The organism is Citrobacter sp. Cf118, assembly GCF_030334095.1.
Taxonomy (GTDB): domain Bacteria; phylum Pseudomonadota; class Gammaproteobacteria; order Enterobacterales; family Enterobacteriaceae; genus Citrobacter; species Citrobacter freundii.
On sequence record NZ_JAOWES010000089.1, the window covers coordinates 272,276 to 290,302 of the forward strand.

The 18,027-nt window shown below is 52.1% G+C and carries 14 protein-coding genes; 5 read left to right on the forward strand and 9 right to left on the reverse strand.

Going from position 1 to position 18,027, the window contains the following annotated elements; translation table 11 throughout:
* Window positions 1-7: 7 nt before the first annotated feature.
* The 5 genes from OGX67_RS24950 to aqpZ all read right to left on the reverse strand — a co-directional run bounded on the left by OGX67_RS24950 (window position 8) and on the right by aqpZ (window position 6,349).
* Window positions 8-1,621: an FAD-NAD(P)-binding protein gene (locus tag OGX67_RS24950; RefSeq protein WP_057063600.1), complete on the reverse strand. Its 1,614-nt coding sequence runs from the start codon at window positions 1,619-1,621 to the stop codon at window positions 8-10.
* A 201-nt stretch (window positions 1,622-1,822) separates the two neighbouring features.
* Window positions 1,823-2,791: an NADH oxidoreductase gene (hcr, locus tag OGX67_RS24955; RefSeq protein ID WP_003027256.1), complete on the reverse strand. Its 969-nt coding sequence runs from the start codon at window positions 2,789-2,791 to the stop codon at window positions 1,823-1,825.
* A gap of 10 nt (window positions 2,792-2,801) precedes the next feature.
* Window positions 2,802-4,454 (reverse strand): hydroxylamine reductase, encoded by a 1,653-nt coding sequence (gene hcp / locus OGX67_RS24960; RefSeq protein ID WP_286527767.1) that lies wholly within the window; start codon window positions 4,452-4,454, stop codon window positions 2,802-2,804.
* A 155-nt stretch (window positions 4,455-4,609) separates the two neighbouring features.
* Window positions 4,610-5,509: a LysO family transporter gene (locus tag OGX67_RS24965; protein ID WP_003027250.1), complete on the reverse strand. Its 900-nt coding sequence runs from the start codon at window positions 5,507-5,509 to the stop codon at window positions 4,610-4,612.
* 144 nt (window positions 5,510-5,653) lie between these two features.
* Entirely contained in the window at window positions 5,654-6,349 is a 696-nt protein-coding gene (gene aqpZ / locus OGX67_RS24970; RefSeq protein WP_003840208.1) for an aquaporin Z, read from the reverse strand.
* Window positions 6,350-6,720: 371 nt separating this feature from the next.
* Here aqpZ and OGX67_RS24975 point away from each other — a divergent pair, with 371 nt between their 5' ends.
* Complete coding sequence (locus OGX67_RS24975) at window positions 6,721-8,379, forward strand: ATP-dependent endonuclease (protein ID WP_003036822.1); 1,659 nt, start codon at window positions 6,721-6,723, stop codon at window positions 8,377-8,379.
* Here OGX67_RS24975 and OGX67_RS24980 read toward each other — a convergent pair.
* On the reverse strand, window positions 8,376-9,323 hold the full coding sequence (locus OGX67_RS24980) for a VirK/YbjX family protein (protein ID WP_016150622.1): 948 nt from the start codon (window positions 9,321-9,323) through the stop codon (window positions 8,376-8,378). The two genes, OGX67_RS24975 and OGX67_RS24980, sit on opposite strands and share 4 nt — an antisense overlap.
* 159 nt (window positions 9,324-9,482) lie before the next feature.
* Between OGX67_RS24980 and macA the strand changes: the two genes are divergently transcribed.
* Together macA and macB are read left to right on the forward strand one after the other, a co-directional pair.
* Window positions 9,483-10,598 (forward strand): macrolide transporter subunit MacA, encoded by a 1,116-nt coding sequence (macA, locus tag OGX67_RS24985; protein WP_003036818.1) that lies wholly within the window; start codon window positions 9,483-9,485, stop codon window positions 10,596-10,598.
* Window positions 10,595-12,541 carry a macrolide ABC transporter ATP-binding protein/permease MacB gene (gene macB / locus OGX67_RS24990; RefSeq protein ID WP_003840216.1) on the forward strand — a complete coding sequence of 649 codons (1,947 nt, stop codon included), beginning with the start codon at window positions 10,595-10,597 and terminating at the stop codon, window positions 12,539-12,541. Before macA ends, macB begins: the two co-directional genes overlap by 4 nt.
* 74 nt (window positions 12,542-12,615) lie before the next feature.
* On the opposite strand, the gene cspD is transcribed toward macB, so the two are convergent.
* On the reverse strand, window positions 12,616-12,840 hold the full coding sequence (gene cspD, locus OGX67_RS24995; RefSeq protein ID WP_003036813.1) for a cold shock-like protein CspD: 225 nt from the start codon (window positions 12,838-12,840) through the stop codon (window positions 12,616-12,618).
* Between the two features lie 323 nt (window positions 12,841-13,163).
* On the opposite strand from cspD, the gene clpS reads away from it, so the two are divergent.
* Window positions 13,164-13,484, forward strand: a complete 321-nt coding sequence (gene clpS / locus OGX67_RS25000) for an ATP-dependent Clp protease adapter ClpS (RefSeq protein ID WP_003036810.1) — start codon at window positions 13,164-13,166, stop codon at window positions 13,482-13,484.
* 30 nt (window positions 13,485-13,514) lie between these two features.
* Window positions 13,515-15,791, forward strand: coding sequence for an ATP-dependent Clp protease ATP-binding subunit ClpA (gene clpA, locus OGX67_RS25005; RefSeq protein WP_003036804.1), 2,277 nt, complete (start codon window positions 13,515-13,517; stop codon window positions 15,789-15,791).
* Between the two features lie 269 nt (window positions 15,792-16,060).
* On the opposite strand, the gene trhP is transcribed toward clpA, so the two are convergent.
* Window positions 16,061-17,422 (reverse strand): prephenate-dependent tRNA uridine(34) hydroxylase TrhP, encoded by a 1,362-nt coding sequence (trhP, locus tag OGX67_RS25010; RefSeq protein WP_194857581.1) that lies wholly within the window; start codon window positions 17,420-17,422, stop codon window positions 16,061-16,063.
* A 159-nt stretch (window positions 17,423-17,581) separates the two neighbouring features.
* Window positions 17,582-17,914, reverse strand: coding sequence for a YegP family protein (locus OGX67_RS25015; protein WP_204583447.1), 333 nt, complete (start codon window positions 17,912-17,914; stop codon window positions 17,582-17,584).
* Window positions 17,915-18,027: the final 113 nt, after the last annotated feature.

Here is an 18,027-nt window from a genome sequence, read left to right on the forward strand (position 1 = left end):
CGCTAATCTATATGTCATCACTGTTCCATAGTTTGTGCCGACGTCTCAGCGCTCGCTGCGTCAATGCCCTTGCCATCGCGGCGCCTATTTCAGCACTGACAACCAGTCCCTGAATAAACGGACGATCGTGCATCAACCACGGCAGCCCGCCAAAAGCGATGCGATTGCGGGCGTTTTCCGGCGCTTGCAGCGTGTAATCTTCGCCGATGTCCGGGATCTCATCGCCACAGGCCAGCAGTTGATGGCGTAGCGTTGGGAAAGGGATATCTTTGCTCTGCAATGCCCGTTGCCCTCGGGCGTCAATAAACACATCGAATTCGCTGCGTCGACCGTGGTGGTAAATTACCGTCATTTCCTGCTCATTCGTACGCTCATAATCCGCACCAAGTGTGAGGATCTCAATCAGCCCGGCGTCGTGCAGCGCCAGCAGTCGGCGGACTGATTCAGACGGGATTGCCGCATAATTATCGATAAACACGCGCGCCAGTCCTTGCTTAAAGCGCTTTTCATCAGGCGGATCAAGATGCGGGACGATCTCTTCGATTACCTCGTGTAGCCGCAGCAGGGTATAGCGCCACGCGACGGTACGCTGTTCCTGTTTGTTGCGTTCAACTTCAATCAGGTTGCGCTTCGCCCATTCAAAAGGTTCGTGCTCAAGCCTGTCGGCAAAGTAGGCCTCGGGGAATGTATCGGCGTTGAGCGTCTCAAGTGCTATCTCTTGGCTCCATTGCGGGGCTGCATCTTGCAGTTGTTGTACAATAATCCGGAAAATGCGGTCCAGTAATCCTTTTTGCCCATGGACAATGACGTCTTCAATTGCTTCAGGCGTTGCGATATTCAACGATTCATAGGGCAGAGGGCAGTAAAAATCCGCTTCAGGCAGCACACCGCTGCGCGACGTTAGGGTCAGCTTCAGGCTTTGGCTGTCGGATTTACAGATAAACTGGAGTGCGTTATCAGCCCCGGTGGTGAAGTCACCGTGTTGGCAGGCCACGGCCATCGCTGCGTCAATCGCGCTGAGCGAGGTGCCGAGAATTCCTACCCGACAAGCGCTAATCTGGACGTCCATCAGACCGGTCCACGGGCTGGGGAAAAACTTCCGTGTCTGTACATCCGTTTCAGGCCACAGATGACCGGTGGCGATAGCGGCGAAGTCCACCTCGACAGGCTGTAAAGCATGATTGATCCACAGAGAGACCCCATTCGGGGTCGCTTGCAGGTCGGTGACTTTGCTTAATTCGTTTATGCTAATCGTGAAGCCTGAGCCTCGCGCTTTCTCGACGATAGCGAATAAACGATCGCGATAATAGTCACCGAGGATCACGCGGGGCAAAAATTGCCGTTCATGCAAAGAATTACGTTCAATCCGAAACTGCGCCAGATAGTCATCACTTTGATTCTGTAGCCACGTCAGATAACTGATATAAATCGGTGGGATCTCTATGCTGGCTATATTTGCCAGCATGAAGTCTGCGTTGTTGTCGCTGTTATAAGGCATGCCAACGCCCGCCTCTTCAGCTTGCTCATAAAGCTCTATTTCCAGCGGTTCACCGCGCTCAACCAGGGCATGAAACGTATAAATCCCGGTGGGACCGACGCCGACAATGGCCACTTTTTTCATGGGGATCCTTGTAGAAAGTTCGACGTGGTAGTCGGGGATTATGCTTAATCTGCGAAGGGTAAGTGTGGTCGATAATTCACGGGGGGAAGGAGGTATTTTGCCGGGTAGAGTGAAAATATCAGAATTTTGCAGCGCCTGAGAGCATAAAAAAAGGCCACCCGGTACAGCCAGGCAGCCTTTTGCACATCAGATACCGGCCAATTACGCCAGCACTAAATCACCCTGCGGATGGCAGGAACAGGCCAGCACATAACCTTCAGCGATTTCTGCGTCGGTCAGCGTCATGGTGCTGCTGACCGTGTAGTTACCGTCAACCACTTTGGTTTTGCAGCAGCCGCAAACGCCTGCACGGCATGCGGCGACAACCGGAACCTTGTTGCTTTCCAGCGCTTCCAGCAGCGTACTGCCCACCGGCGCATAGAACTCTTTCGCCGGCTGTAGCTTGGTAAACTTCAGACCACTGGTGGCGGCTTCGGCAACAGGTGTGAAGAACTGCTCTTTAAAGAAGCGCGTCACACCCAGTGCTTTGACTTCTTTCTCGACCAGATCCATATACGGTGCCGGGCCACAGGTCATCACTGTACGCGAGGTCAGATCCGGTACGCTTTTCAGCAGTTCGGTAGTCAGTCGGCCAGAAACAAAACCTTCGGTGGCATTGTTTTCAGCAACTAATGTCACCGGATATTCACGCCACTCGTCGGCAAAAATGACATCTTGCGGCGAGCGAACGTTAAAGATTACCTGTACATCCGCTTGCGGGCGGTACTTTGCCAACCAGCGACGCATTGACATGATTGGCGTAACGCCACAGCCTGCGGCCAGCATCAGGAACTTGTCTTCCGCTTTATCTTCACAGGTGAACTCACCCATGGCATCGGACAGCCAGATATAGTCGCCGCGCTTCACGTCGCGGGTTAGCCACTGTGAACCTGCGCCATCGTCAATCCGGCGGATGGTCAACGTAATGTACTCGCTAACGCCCGGTGTTGAGGAAATGGTGTAAGCACGCAGCGTATCCGCTGAATTACGTACGCTGACCAGTGCATACTGCCCGGCGCGGTAAGGATAATAATCGTGGCACAGCAACGAAATTGTCCATACATCCGGCGTTTCCTGATGGATGTGGTGAACCTGCATCCGCCATGGGCACTGATGAGTTGGCATTGTCATTCTTTACTCCTTACGCGCTCAGCAGTTGCTTCATGTCTTCTTCAACGGTGGTCACGGAACGCAGACCAAATTTCTCGTTGAGAATTGCCAGCAAATCCGGTGTGAAGAAACCAGGCGCAGTCGGGCCAGTGACGATGTTTTTCACGCCCAGAGACAGCAGGGTCAGCAGAATAACAATCGCTTTCTGTTCGAACCAGGAGAGCACCAGAGACAGCGGCAGATCGTTCACGCCACAGCCCAGTTTCTCTGCCAGGGTGACCGCCAGGATAATGGCAGAGTAGGCATCGTTACACTGACCGGCATCGACCAGACGCGGCAGACCTTCGATATCGCCGAATTCCAGTTTGTTGAAACGGTATTTACCGCAAGCAAGGGTCAGAATCAGGCAGTCGTCTGGTACGCTGGTGGCGAAGTCGGTGAAGTAGTTACGTTCACCACGTGCGCCGTCACAACCGCCAACCAGGAAGATGTGACGCAGTTTTTCGCGGCTCACCAGGTCGATCAGGGTATCAGCAGCGCCCAGCAGGGTCTGACGACCGAAACCTACGGTGATCAGGTGCGGAATTTCACTGTACGGGAAGCCAGCCATCTGCTGCGCCTGTGCGATAACCGGACCGAAATCGTCACCTTCAAGGTGGCTCACGCCCGGCCAGCCGACGATGCTACGGGTCCAGATACGGTCGTCGTAGGCGCCAACGGTTGGGTCGATGATGCAGTTAGAAGTCATCACGATTGGGCCAGGGAAGCGGGCGAATTCAACCTGCTGGTTCTGCCAGCCGCTGCCGTAGTTACCGATTAGGTGTTTGAACTTACGCAGTTCCGGATAGCCGTGTGCTGGCAGCATTTCACCGTGGGTATAAACGTTAACACCGGTGCCTTCAGTCTGCTCAAGCAGGTTGTACAAATCTTTCAGGTCGTGACCGGAGATCAGGATGCACTTACCTTCGGTTGCTTTTACGTTGACCTGAGTCGGGGTCGGGTGACCGTATTTAGTGGTTTCACCGGCGTCCAGAATGCTCATCACTTTGAAGTTCATCTGGCCGATTTCCATTGAACACTCCAGCAGAGCGTTCATATCGGAAGGCCAGGTACCCAGCCACGCCATGATTTTGTGGTACTGAGCATAGATATCGTTGTCGTACTGACCAAGAACGTGGGCGTGCTCCATGTAAGCTGCCGCACCTTTCAGGCCGTACAGACACAGCAGACGCAGGCCGAGGATATTATCGCCGATGGTCGCTTTGTCTTTATTCGGGGTGAATTCAGCGGCCTGACGTTGCAGGTCGCCCAGATCGTCGCTGACCAGTTGCAGATCGGCCATCGGGTTGGTGACAGCTGCGTTCGCGTCGATGTTCAGGCATTGTGCTTTCAGGGCGTCGCGCATGGCGATAGCTTCACGGGCATAGCCAACAATACGCGGGGAATCGAAGTTTACGTTAGTCAGCGTGGAGAAGAACGCACGCGGCGCAAAGTTATCAACCTCATGGTCGATGATGCCGTATTCACGTGCTTTAACAGCCCATGCAGACAGACCTTGTAGGGAAGCAATCAGCAGATCCTGCAAATCGGAGGTTTCAGCCGTTTTACCGCACATACCCTGCGCGTAAGAGCAGCCGTTTCCTGCCGGAGTACGGATGGTTTGTTCACATTGCACACAAAACATGGTCACACCTTTTAAAGTTATATTTAATATACATGTTTAAGATTATGCCTGTGCGCGTAGGGATAAAAGGGATTTCTGCTACTACTTGCAGGGAGATTGATTTAGCGCAATTTTGGCGGTAGCTGACTACCGCCAGAGAGGTATTTGCCCGGGCGTCAGGCGGAGAAAAACGCCATCAGCAGAGGCACTAACAGACTCAAAATAAAGCCGTGGACGATGGCTGCCGGGACCATTTCCAGGCCGCCGCTGCGTTGTAAAACGGGCAGGGTGAAATCCATTGATGTCGCGCCGCATAATCCCAGTGCGGTAGAGCGGCTGCGGCCCACCATTCCTGGAATCAACATAATGGCGATCAGTTCACGGGCCAGGTCGTTAAAGAAGGCGGCACTACCAATTACGGGTCCGAACGATTCGGTCAACAGAATACCGGACAGGGAATACCAGCCAAAACCTGATGCCATCGCCAGCGCGGTTTTCAGCGGCAGACCGAGGATCAATGCATTGATAACCCCCGCCAGCATCGAACTGGCGACGACGACGACGGCCACGATCATCCCCCGACGGTTTAGCACAATTTGCTTTAAGGTCATACCGCTGTTGCGCAGTTGGATCCCCACCAGGAACAGTAAAAAGATTAACGTATATTCGCTGGCTTCGGTGGCATGCTGCAGAATGGAAAGCCCAGTGAGGCCGAGCAGGAAACCGATGACGACGACGCCGCAAAGCTGGAGCGACTCAAGCGCCATTGCAATTCGCGAGGGGAGCTTTTCTTGCTTGTGGTTGTGTCTCCAGGGCAGCGAACGCTCCAGCCAGAACAGCGCCGCAATATTACACAGTATAATGACCGTCACGCTGACTGCAGAATAATGAAGAATAGCTAACAGGTTGCTGGCGAGATTATCCAGAAACGCCAGGCTAATACCCATAAAAAAGAGAATAAGGTAGACGATCCAGCTCAACAGGCGATTGATAAGTTGTAATGCAGTCCTGTGCCGGAGCGGAATAAGGTAGCCCACAATAAGGGGAACCAGAATGATTAACAGCCCTGAAAACATGAAAACCAGATCCTTGCTGAGAAGTAAGACGAAATGCGCTAGCACACACTACTCAAAGCAAAGAGGGGAGTAAAGTTGCAAATAAAAGGAAATATAGAGAGGATAAAAAAGACCTGACTTGCGCCAGGCCTTTTTTGTTAGCGATTAATCGCGTTTTTCCAGCAGAGTGCGGTAAATAAGGCCGCCGAGTACCCCACCGATAATCGGCATAACCCAGAAGAACCACAATTGTTGCAATGCCCAGCCGCCCTGGAAAATGGCTACTGCGGTACTACGTGCCGGGTTTACGGAGGTGTTAGTGACTGGAATACTGATCAAGTGGATCAGAGTTAACGCCAGACCAATTGCGATAGGTGCAAAACCTGCCGGAGCATGTTTATCGGTCGCGCCGTGGATCACTAATAAGAAGCCTGCGGTCAGAATAATTTCAATGACGACGGCAGAAAGCATGGAATAACCGCCTGGTGAATGTTCACCAAAGCCGTTTGAAGCAAAACCACTGGCCGTTGCATCAAAACCTGCTTTACCGCTGGCAATAAGATACAGCGCCGCTGCTGCAACAATACCGCCTACAACCTGAGCAATAACGTAACCAATAACATCTTTTGCCGGGAAACGACCGCCAGCCCATAAACCGAAGGTTACCGCCGGGTTAAAATGCCCACCTGAAATATGACCCACGGCGAATGCCATGGTTAATACGGTCAGGCCGAATGCCAGCGCGACACCGGCAAATCCAATTCCCAATTCCGGGAATGCGGCTGCCAGCACTGCACTACCGCACCCACCAAAAACGAGCCAAAACGTACCGAAGAATTCAGCTGCTAATTTCCTGAACATAACCACCTCAATTAAAAGTTCCGGGTTCGTATTCCTTGCCCGGTAATTCATCGCTAAAAGGGACGATGATGAAAGAGCGGGTATTTTAGAAAAAAATATCATCCCTTCGCCAGTTAAATTGATGAAAAAATTTGATTTAAGGCAATATGTTGCGATTCCTTTTTGAATCTTGGATGAATGAAGCATAGTCCAACTAGCGAAAGGACGATGATTAAGTTCTGAAATTATATTCAGGAGAAAACATAAGAAGAATATTCTTATTTTTTTTGCTTTTGCGATTCACGCCAGATTGATATCGGGTGTCCTGAGCACCCGCTTGCCGTTATACTCCTGATAACTTGAAGGAAAAAGTTAGCATTTCCGGAGGCTATATGATTCTCGAACGCGTTGAGATTGTTGGATTTCGTGGTATTAACCGTCTGTCGTTGATGCTGGAGCAGAGCAACGTGCTGATTGGGGAGAACGCGTGGGGTAAATCCAGTCTGCTGGATGCCTTAACCCTGCTGCTGTCGCCGGAGCCAGACTTGTATCATTTTGTCCGCGAGGATTTCTGGTTCCCGCCGGGCGATATACAGGGCCGGGAACACCACCTGCACATTATCCTGACGTTTCGTGAATCCCAGCCGGGTCGTCACCGGGTACGTCGCTATCGCCCTCTGGAAGCCAGCTGGACGCCGTGCCAGGATGGCTATCACCGCATTTTTTATCGTCTGGAAGGCGAGTGTGCGGATGACGGTAGCGTTCTGACCTTGCGCAGTTTTCTTGACGGCGACGGCCATCCATTACCTCTCGATGACATTAACGATCAGGCGCGGCATCTTGTGCGCCTGATGCCGGTACTGCGTCTGCGCGACGCGCGGTTTATGCGACGGATCCGCAACGGTACCGTGCCGGATTCGGCGGACGTCGAAGTCACCGCCCGCCAACTGGATTTTCTGGCGCGTGAGCTGGCTACCCGACCGCAAAACCTGACCGACGGACAGATCCGCCAGGGGTTATCGGCCATGGTGCAGTTGTTGGAGCACTATTTTTCCGAGCAAGGGGCTGGCCAGTCCCGCTACCGTCTGATGCGCCGTCGCTCCAATAACGAACAACGGAGCTGGCGCTATCTGGATATTATTAACCGCATGATTGATAAACCCGGAGGACGTACGCATCGGGTTATTCTGTTGGGCCTGTTTTCGACCCTGTTGCAGGCCAAAGGCACGCTGAGGCTGGATAAAGACGCCCGACCTTTATTGCTGGTGGAAGATCCGGAAACGCGTTTACATCCCATCATGCTGTCGGTGGCCTGGCACTTGTTGAATTTACTGCCTCTGCAGCGAGTGGCGACTACCAACTCCGGTGAGCTGTTGTCCCTTACGCCCGTGGAACATGTTGTTCGTCTGGTACGTGAATCATCCCGCGTTGCCGCCTGGCGGCTGGGGCCGGGTGGGATCAGTGCAGAAGATGGTCGGAGAATCGCATTTCATATTCGTTTTAATCGTGCGTCATCGTTGTTTGCCCGCTGCTGGTTGCTGGTAGAAGGCGAAACGGAAACCTGGGTTATTAACGAACTGGCCCGTCAGTGCGGACATCACTTTGATGCAGAAGGGATTAAAGTTATTGAATTCGCCCAGTCCGGCCTTAAGCCGCTGGTTAAATTCGCCCGCCGGATGGGTATCGAGTGGCATGTGCTGGTCGATGGTGATGAAGCCGGGAAAAAGTATGCGGCCACGGTACGTAGCTTATTGAATGACGACAGAGAGGAAGAGCGTGAGCATTTGACCATGCTCCCCGCGCTGGATATGGAACACTTTATGTATCGCCAGGGGTTTGCTGACGTCTTTCACCGGGTGGCGCAAATCCCGGAGAACGTGCCCATGAACATGCGCAAAATTATCTCCAAGGCGATACATCGTTCGTCAAAACCGGATTTAGCCATTGAGGTAGCGATGGAAGCCGGGCGGCGCGGCGTTGACGCAGTGCCAACGCTGCTGCGAAAAATGTTTTCCCGCGTGCTGTGGCTGGCACGCGGCAGAGCGGATTAGTGGTGAAACATCGACGACAGCTGCGAATGGATGCTGTCCAGTAGCTGATAGCGGCGGCGGTATTCTGCGCGTTTTTTGCTGGCAATATCCGCCTCGCTTTTTCGCGCCAGCGTGCGCGGAATATGATAGTACCCGTGTCTGTCGCACTCGCCGCCAACCGATTCCCAAAATGCGTTGTAGTCGGAATGAATTACCTTATTTTTATCGTGGTAGCGTTGGCTGCGAAAGATATGCTGTTCATTGCTGACTGCCATAACATTATCGATATTCAATCGCTCTGCTAACCGGCAAATGGCTTCCATTACAATACGTTTTGGGAATATCCCGTGACAGGACTTGGTCGCTTTTTGGATTGCTTCGTGAGGAAGTTGCGCATTGCCCTGCACACCGCCAATAAATAATGTACTTTTGCCATTATATTCGCAGAACGTAAACGTCATTTTAGTCAGTACGTCGCCGTCGCCATTTTGCACCTGAATAGTGCTCTCTCCCTCTTTATCCAGCACCGGGAACATCATCATGGTTACGGTAAATATATCGCCATCTTTGCCTTCAATTTGCGCCAGTTGTAAGCCGTCATTGCTTAATAAGGCGTTAAATTCTGCGGGTAAAAATGCATGGCGGATAACATTATAATGAAAACGCACCGCGTCTAAACGCATTTTACGGGTGAAGTTTGCGGCAAGGTAAGGACGATGCAAACGCACCGGCAATCGGGGTTGGTGGGATAGCAGGTTTTCAAGATCCGGCCATTGGGACAGTTCTGTCATCCATTCCTGGGTGAGGCGAGGTATCAAGAGTGAGCGCCAGATAAACTTACGACGAAAGCTCCGCTTATCCCAGCAATGTGCGGGACGTAAATGACCGCTGCTCAGGCTGTAAAAAAGACCAAAGCTGGTGACGGGTTTGGTGGAAAGAAAAGTGCTTTCAGTTAGTTGACTCATAATATAAATCCGATTGATACCCTGGTACTAATTTCAGCACAGCGGATCTTAACCATTCATCAATAACTCTGTTATTCTTGCGCTTTTCAACGGCGATTTATTTAACGTTGATGTTTAGCACTCCACTCTGGTGGACGTATTGGGGGAATTGGGGCATTTATGAAGCTCAAGGGAAAAATCAAAAAACGCTATTTTCTGTTCGCCATCATCCTTATTGTGGCGGTAATTGCACTTTGGCGAACGCTTAATGCGCCTTTACCTCAGTATCAAACATTAATTGTTCGTCCGGGCGATCTGCAGCAAAGCGTGCTGGCTACCGGTAAACTGGATGCGCTGCGTAAAGTTGACGTCGGGGCGCAGGTCAGCGGGCAGTTAAAAACGCTGTCGGTCGCGATTGGCGATAAAGTAAAAAAAGATCAGTTGCTCGGCGTAATCGATCCTGAACAGGCGCAAAACCAAATCAAAGAGGTTGAAGCGACGCTAATGGAATTGCGCGCCCAGCGTTTACAGGCAGAAGCTGAGTGGAAACTGGCGCGGGTGACGCTTTCCCGTCAGCAACAGCTGGCAAAAACCCAGGCCGTTTCACAGCAGGATCTCGACACGGCGGCCACCGAAATGGCGGTCAAACAGGCGCAAATTGGCACAATTGACGCGCAAATTAAACGTAATCAGGCTTCTCTCGATACGGCAAAAACCAACCTTGATTACACCCGCATTGTCGCGCCAATGGCAGGCGAAGTAACGCAAATTACTACCCTGCAAGGGCAAACCGTTATTGCCGCCCAGCAGGCACCTAATATTCTGACGCTGGCGGATATGAGCACCATGCTGGTAAAAGCGCAGGTTTCTGAGGCTGATGTAATTCACCTGCAACCTGGGCAAAAAGCCTGGTTTACCGTACTGGGCGATCCGCAGACGCGCTACGAAGGCACGCTCAAAGATGTTCTTCCGACGCCAGAGAAAGTGAATGATGCGATTTTCTACTATGCCCGCTTCGAAGTTCCCAATCCGAAAGGGATCCTGCGTCTGGATATGACCGCGCAGGTCCATATCCAGCTCACTGATGTCAAAAATGTTCTGACGATCCCGCTGTCGGCACTGGGCGATCCTATTGGTAACAACCGCTATAACGTCAGGCTACTGCGTAACGGCGAAACCCGCGAACGTGAAGTGGTTATCGGCGCGCGGAATGACACCGATGTGGAGATCGTGAAAGGGCTGGAAGAGGGGGATGAAGTCATTACCGGCGAGGGCAACGCTGGAGCTGCAAAATGACAGCATTGCTTGAACTGAGCCATATCCGCCGCAGCTATCCCTCAGGTGAAGGCCAGGTTGAGGTGTTGAAGGACGTATCCTTGAGCATTCAGGCCGGGGAAATGGTGGCGATTGTCGGGGCGTCGGGTTCGGGTAAATCTACGCTGATGAACATTCTCGGCTGTCTGGACAAACCTACCAGCGGTACGTACCGGGTTGCCGGGCGGGATGTTTCCACGCTGGATAGCGATGCGCTGGCACAGCTGCGCCGTGAGCATTTCGGCTTTATCTTCCAGCGCTATCATTTGCTGTCACATTTAACCGCGGCGCAAAATGTCGAGGTGCCTGCTGTCTACGCTGGCACCGAGCGTAAGCAGCGCCTGGCGCGTGCGCAGGAATTACTCCAGCGGCTGGGTCTGGGCGACAGGGTTGATTATCAACCTTCTCAACTTTCCGGTGGTCAGCAGCAGCGGGTAAGTATTGCGCGTGCGCTGATGAACGGGGGACAGGTTATTCTTGCTGACGAACCCACCGGCGCGCTGGATAGCCATTCCGGCGAAGAAGTAATGGCGATTTTGCATCAGCTGCGCGATCGCGGACACACGGTAATTATCGTCACGCACGACCCGCAGGTTGCCGCACAGGCCGAGCGGGTCATTGAAATTCGTGACGGCGAGATTGTGCGCAATCCGCCGCCACAGAAACCCTCTGGCGGACGCGATATCGCGGAGCCAACGGTGAAAACGGCATCCGGCTGGAGCCAGTTTGTCAGCGGTTTTCGTGAAGCGCTTACCATGGCCTGGCTGGCAATGGCTGCGAATAAGATGCGAACGCTACTGACCATGCTTGGGATCATCATCGGTATTGCTTCTGTGGTGTCGATCGTGGTGGTAGGCGATGCGGCTAAACAACTGGTACTGGCAGATATTCGCGCTATTGGTACTAACACCATTGATATCTATCCTGGCAAAGATTTCGGCGACGACGATCCGCAATATCAACAGGCATTGAAGTATGACGATTTGACGGCGCTACAGAAGCAGCCCTGGGTCAGTTCGGTAACACCTGCAGTATCGAAGAACCTGCGGTTACGCTATGGCAATATCGACGTTGCTGCCAGTGCTAACGGCGTGAGCGGCGACTATTTCAACGTCTATGGCATGACATTTAGCGAAGGGACCACCTTTAACGCCGAGCAACTGGCGGGGCGCGCTCAGGTGGTGGTGCTCGACAGTAATACCCGGCGCCAGTTGTTCCCCAATAAAGCGAAAGTTGTCGGCGAAGTCGTGCTGGTGGGAAATATGCCGGCCACGGTAATTGGCGTTGCAGAAGAGAAACAGTCGATGTTCGGCAGTAGCAAGATCCTGCGGGTCTGGCTGCCCTACAGCACCATGTCCGGACGAATTATGGGGCAGTCGTGGCTGAACTCGATCACTGTGCGAGTAAAGGATGGTTTTGACAGTGCCCAGGCCGAACAGCAACTGACCCGACTGTTGACGTTGCGCCACGGTAAGAAGGATTTCTTCACCTGGAATATGGACGGTGTCTTGAAAACCGCTGAAAAGACCACACGTACATTACAACTCTTCCTGACGCTGGTGGCGGTGATTTCGCTGGTGGTTGGTGGGATTGGCGTGATGAATATTATGCTGGTTTCGGTAACCGAACGAACGCGTGAGATTGGCATTCGTATGGCGGTTGGCGCGCGTGCCAGTGATGTGCTGCAACAGTTCTTAATTGAAGCGGTGTTAGTGTGTCTGGTTGGTGGCGCGTTGGGCATTAGCCTGTCGATGCTGATCGCCTTTACACTTCAGCTATTCCTGCCGGGCTGGGAAATTGGATTCTCACCCGTCGCGCTGTTGACGGCGTTCCTGTGTTCGACTGCAACCGGGGTGTTGTTTGGCTGGCTACCGGCGCGGAATGCGGCACGTCTGGATCCAGTAGATGCTCTGGCGCGGGAATAATGCCACAGAGATAAAAATGCCAGCCGCAAAGGCTGGCATTTTGACTGCGGGATGTACACAATGAGACAGAAGAGCTATGCGACAGCTTCTGCTTCAATGACAGGCACGATGACACTGGCATGATTGCCTTTTGGCCCCTGGTGGACATCAAACTGGACAGACTGTCCGGCTTTTAGCGTTCTGTAACCATCCATCTGAATGGTGGAATAATGGGCGAAAATATCTTCGCCGCCGCCTTCGGGGCAAATGAAACCAAACCCTTTGGCGTTGTTGAACCACTTAACAGTACCCGTTTCCATACTTCGACATCCTTCGTAAATCTTATATAAGTAAGATGGAATGAACCGGTGGCGGAGTGGGGGCTGTTCAAAACCTCGCCAACTCTCGAAACTACAATTTAGAGAAATCAGGCGGGGCGTCAAGCGCCAGGCAGACAGAATAGGGTAAAAATGCATCAAAATTTGAAGCAGTTAACGCTATTGTCGGTTATGTGACAGATGTCGCGGATGGCACTAATAGATGATAGTTATCTAATACTTGAGGTAGATTGATTGTGCGCATAGGCTGCTTGTCAGCGGCAAGATTTTCTGCCGGAAACCGTAACTGAAGATGACGACTGACAATGGGTAAGACGAACGACTGGCTGGATTTCGATCTGCTGGCGGAAGACAAATTGCGCGACGCGCTAAAACCGCCATCTATGTATAAAGTGATATTAGTCAATGATGATTACACTCCGATGGAGTTTGTTATTGACGTGTTACAAAAATTCTTTTCTTATGATGTAGAACGTGCAACGCAACTGATGCTTGCAGTTCACTATCAAGGCAAAGCGATTTGCGGCGTGTTTACTGCCGAAGTGGCTGAAACCAAAGTAGCGATGGTGAACAAATATGCGAGGGAGAACGAGCATCCGTTGCTGTGTACGCTGGAAAAAGCCTGAATGCAGGCATAAACATTGGGGGAGGTGCCTATGCTCAATCAAGAACTGGAACTCAGTTTAAACATGGCTTTCGCCAGAGCGCGCGAGCACCGACATGAGTTTATGACCGTCGAGCACTTGTTACTGGCGTTGCTCAGTAACCCGTCGGCCCGCGAAGCGCTGGAAGCGTGTTCTGTGGATCTGGTGGCGCTCCGTCAGGAACTCGAAGCCTTCATTGAACAGACCACACCTGTATTGCCTGCCAGTGAGGAAGAGCGCGACACGCAGCCGACGTTGAGTTTTCAACGTGTACTGCAACGTGCGGTCTTTCATGTTCAGTCCTCCGGACGCAATGAAGTTACCGGCGCAAATGTGCTGGTTGCTATCTTCAGCGAGCAGGAATCTCAGGCGGCTTATCTGCTGCGTAAGCATGAAGTAAGTCGTCTTGATGTGGTGAATTTTATCTCTCATGGCACGCGTAAAGATGAACCCAGCCAGTCTTCTGACTCTGGGAATCAGCCAAATAACGAAGAGCAAGCTGGCGGGGAGGACCGTATGGAGAACTTCACGACTAACCTTAACCAGCTTGCCCGAGTGGGCGGAATTGATCCGCTCATTGGCCGGGACAAAGAGCTGGAGCGCGCCATTCAGGTACTGTGCCGTCGCAGAAAAAACAACCCGCTGCTGGTGGGAGAGTCTGGTGTCGGTAAAACCGCCATTGCCGAAGGCCTCGCCTGGCGTATTGTCCAGGGTGATGTGCCTGAAATCATGGCTGATTGTACCCTTTACTCCCTGGATATCGGCTCGCTGCTGGCAGGCACCAAATATCGCGGTGATTTTGAAAAACGCTTTAAGGCGCTGCTGAAACAGCTGGAACAGGATACTAACAGCATTCTGTTTATCGATGAGATCCATACCATTATTGGCGCGGGTGCGGCATCGGGCGGCCAGGTGGATGCGGCTAACCTGATCAAGCCGTTGCTCTCTAGCGGTAAGATCCGTGTTATAGGCTCCACAACCTATCAGGAATTCAGCAATATCTTTGAAAAGGACCGTGCGTTAGCGCGCCGTTTCCAGAAAATTGATGTCACTGAGCCATCGGTAGAAGAGACCGTGCAGATAATCAATGGTCTGAAGCCGAAATACGAAGCGCACCATGACGTCCGCTATACCGCCAAAGCGGTGCGTGCAGCGGTCGAACTGGCGGTGAAATACATTAACGATCGTCATCTGCCGGATAAAGCGATTGACGTGATTGATGAGGCGGGCGCACGTGCGCGTCTGATGCCGGTCAGCAAGCGTAAGAAAACCGTCAACGTGGCGGATATTGAGTCCGTAGTGGCCCGCATTGCGCGGATCCCGGAGAAGAGCGTATCGCAGAGCGATCGCGACACGCTGAAAAACTTGGGCAACCGTTTGAAAATGCTGGTATTCGGACAGGATAAAGCCATTGAGGCGCTGACTGAAGCGATCAAAATGAGCCGTGCCGGTCTGGGACACGAGCATAAGCCTGTCGGTTCGTTCCTTTTTGCCGGACCAACTGGCGTCGGTAAGACCGAAGTCACGGTGCAGCTCTCCAAAGCCCTCGGCATTGAACTGCTGCGTTTTGATATGTCCGAGTACATGGAACGCCACACAGTCAGCCGTCTGATTGGTGCGCCTCCAGGATATGTCGGTTTTGACCAGGGCGGTTTGCTGACGGATGCTGTTATTAAGCATCCGCATGCGGTACTGCTGCTGGATGAAATCGAAAAAGCGCACCCGGATGTCTTTAACCTGTTGCTGCAGGTGATGGATAACGGCACGCTGACCGACAATAACGGGCGTAAAGCGGATTTCCGCAACGTGGTGCTGGTCATGACCACCAACGCTGGTGTACGTGAAACTGAGCGTAAATCGATTGGGTTGATTCATCAGGACAACAGTACTGATGCGATGGGCGAAATCAAAAAAGTGTTTACGCCGGAATTCCGTAACCGTCTCGACAACATTATCTGGTTCGATCATCTCTCTACCGAGGTGATTCATCAGGTTGTTGATAAGTTTATCGTCGAGCTTCAGGTTCAGCTGGATCAGAAAGGTGTCTCTCTTGAAGTGAGTCAGGAAGCACGTGACTGGCTGGCAGAGAAAGGCTATGACCGCGCAATGGGCGCACGTCCAATGACGCGTGTTGTCCAGGATAACCTGAAAAAACCATTGGCTAACGAACTGCTGTTCGGTTCGCTGGTGGATGGCGGTCAGGTGACCGTTGCGCTGGATAAAGAGAAAAATGAGCTGACCTATGGTTTCCAGAGTGCACAAAAGCACAAGCCAGAAGCGGCACATTAATCTTTAATCACCTAATGAGCCGGGCGTAATGCCCGGTTTTTTTTCGCCTGAAAGTAAAGATTTGAATTGGGGAGATTCGGAGAGTTTAAACGGCAGGCAAAAAATAAGCCTGCGTAAGGGAGATTACGCAGGCTAAGGAGGTGGTTCCTGGTACAGCTAGCATTTATGGGTTATGTTTTTCAGCGGAGGGGATAATACCCTTAATGAACGAAACGGTATGTGATCGATTTCTAAGAATCTTCCGAACGCTGGAAAATAACCGTAATTAACTACTTAGCATGCGGGTTACGTGTGGACTCGCTGGCAAAATTACGCATCAACAATGCATAATTCAGGTCGATATCCTCTGGTACAGGCATCCACACGGTGTAACCATCGCCCGGCGCAACTGGCATGGCTTCGCCTTTCGCGTTTTCCATCTGCTCGAGAGTAAAGTTGATATTGCCTTGTGGGGTCATCAGCTCCAGGCTGTCGCCGACGGTGAATTTGTTTTTTACCAGCACGGCCGCCAGTTCACCTTTACGTTCGCCGGTGAATTCGCCGACAAACTGCTGACGCTCGGAAACAGAGAAGCCGTATTCGTAGTTCTGATAGTCGTCATGTGTATGGCGGCGCAGGAACCCTTCGGTGTAACCACGATGCGCCAGGCCTTCCAGCGTTTCCAGCAGTTGCGGGTCGAACGGTTTACCGGCTGCGGCATCATCAATGGCTTTACGATAGACTTGCGCGGTACGTGCACAGTAATAGTACGACTTGGTGCGGCCTTCGATCTTCAGGGAATGCACGCCCATCTGCGTCAGGCGCTCAACGTGGGCAATGGCACGCAAATCCTTCGAGTTCATGATGTAAGTGCCGTGTTCGTCTTCGAATGCGGTCATGTACTCACCCGGGCGCTGGGCTTCCTCAATCATAAAGACTTTGTCTGTTGGTGCGCCAATACCCAGCGTGGGTTCGACGTTTTGTACCGGGATAGGCTCGTACTTATGCACGATATTGCCCACTACATCTTCTTTCCCTTCCTGCACGTTGTATTCCCAGCGGCAGGCATTGGTACAGGTACCCTGGTTTGGGTCACGCTTGTTGATGTAGCCAGAGAGCAGGCAACGTCCGGAGTAGGCCATGCACAGCGCGCCATGAACGAAGATCTCAAGCTCCATATCCGGCACCTGGGCGCGGATCTCTTCAATTTCTTCCAGCGACAGCTCACGGGAGAGGATCACGCGGGTCAGCCCCATCTGCTTCCAGAATTTCACCGTCGCCCAGTTTACGGCGTTAGCCTGTACCGAAAGGTGAATGTCCATGTCAGGGAAGTTTTCGCGCACCAGCATAATCAGACCAGGGTCTGACATGATCAGTGCATCCGGCCCCATTTCCACCACCGGTTTCAGATCACGAATGAAGGTCTTCAGCTTGGCATTATGTGGGGCAATGTTAACCACCACATAGAATTTTTTACCCAGTTCATGGGCTTCATTAATACCGAGTTGCAGGTTATCGTGGTTGAATTCGTTGTTGCGTACGCGCAGTGAGTAACGCGGTTGGCCCGCATACACAGCGTCTGCGCCATAGGCGAAAGCGTAACGCATGTTTTTCAGCGTTCCCGCCGGGGAAAGGAGTTCCGGTTTAAACATAATTTTCTCGTTCTGATGACAGGTCAGACTCGCCCCACTCAATGAGGCGGTTAGGGGAGTGCCCCCATATTAAGGGCGGGCATTGTAGCGCTGCAGGGAAGGCAGGTAAAGAAAAACGCCGGGCGACAGCGTTGCGTTACCCGGCTGAGCGAGTAATTATCAGGTCTTATCTTTTATCGTCTGACTGACACCATTGGTCTTAACCGAAGTAATACCGGTCTCGCGTGACTGTTCATTCGCATACAGTTGACTGCTACCAATAATCTGGTGGTTTGCAGCTTTCAGGTTGAAATGTAATTTTCCATTAGCCGCTGTTTTTTTCTCATAACGCTCATCCATAGGGCTGTTAGCCTGGACAGATGCGATCCCTTTTTCCGCAGCGCTTTTGGTAGTGTAAAGCTCGCTGGTAAGGATTATTTCCCCGTTCCCAGCTTTAAGAACAAAGCGGTACTGATCATCGCTACTCTTACTTAATTCAAACCAACCAGCCATATGAACTCCTTGATTAAAAGTTTTAGATCAAACAGTTATTGACGACAGTGTTGTCAGAAAGAGTATGAGCGATATTTGGAGAGTTGCTAGTCACCAGGGCCGCATGAAGCAGC

What these genes read in the sequence shown, in the direction of transcription:
- hcp (WP_286527767.1), bottom strand. Translation starts at nt 4,454, where the DNA reads ATGTTTTGTGTGCAATGTGAACAAACCATCCGTACTCCGGCAGGAAAC.
- macA (WP_003036818.1), top strand. Translation starts at nt 9,483, where the DNA reads ATGAAGCTCAAGGGAAAAATCAAAAAACGCTATTTTCTGTTCGCCATC.
- OGX67_RS24965 (WP_003027250.1), bottom strand. Translation starts at nt 5,509, where the DNA reads ATGTTTTCAGGGCTGTTAATCATTCTGGTTCCCCTTATTGTGGGCTAC.
- OGX67_RS24980 (WP_016150622.1), bottom strand. Translation starts at nt 9,323, where the DNA reads ATGAGTCAACTAACTGAAAGCACTTTTCTTTCCACCAAACCCGTCACC.
- trhP (WP_194857581.1), bottom strand. Translation starts at nt 17,422, where the DNA reads ATGTTTAAACCGGAACTCCTTTCCCCGGCGGGAACGCTGAAAAACATG.
- OGX67_RS24975 (WP_003036822.1), top strand. Translation starts at nt 6,721, where the DNA reads ATGATTCTCGAACGCGTTGAGATTGTTGGATTTCGTGGTATTAACCGT.
- clpS (WP_003036810.1), top strand. Translation starts at nt 13,164, where the DNA reads ATGGGTAAGACGAACGACTGGCTGGATTTCGATCTGCTGGCGGAAGAC.
- macB (WP_003840216.1), top strand. Translation starts at nt 10,595, where the DNA reads ATGACAGCATTGCTTGAACTGAGCCATATCCGCCGCAGCTATCCCTCA.
- aqpZ (WP_003840208.1), bottom strand. Translation starts at nt 6,349, where the DNA reads ATGTTCAGGAAATTAGCAGCTGAATTCTTCGGTACGTTTTGGCTCGTT.
- OGX67_RS24950 (WP_057063600.1), bottom strand. Translation starts at nt 1,621, where the DNA reads ATGAAAAAAGTGGCCATTGTCGGCGTCGGTCCCACCGGGATTTATACG.
- hcr (WP_003027256.1), bottom strand. Translation starts at nt 2,791, where the DNA reads ATGACAATGCCAACTCATCAGTGCCCATGGCGGATGCAGGTTCACCAC.
- clpA (WP_003036804.1), top strand. Translation starts at nt 13,515, where the DNA reads ATGCTCAATCAAGAACTGGAACTCAGTTTAAACATGGCTTTCGCCAGA.
- cspD (WP_003036813.1), bottom strand. Translation starts at nt 12,840, where the DNA reads ATGGAAACGGGTACTGTTAAGTGGTTCAACAACGCCAAAGGGTTTGGT.
- OGX67_RS25015 (WP_204583447.1), bottom strand. Translation starts at nt 17,914, where the DNA reads ATGGCTGGTTGGTTTGAATTAAGTAAGAGTAGCGATGATCAGTACCGC.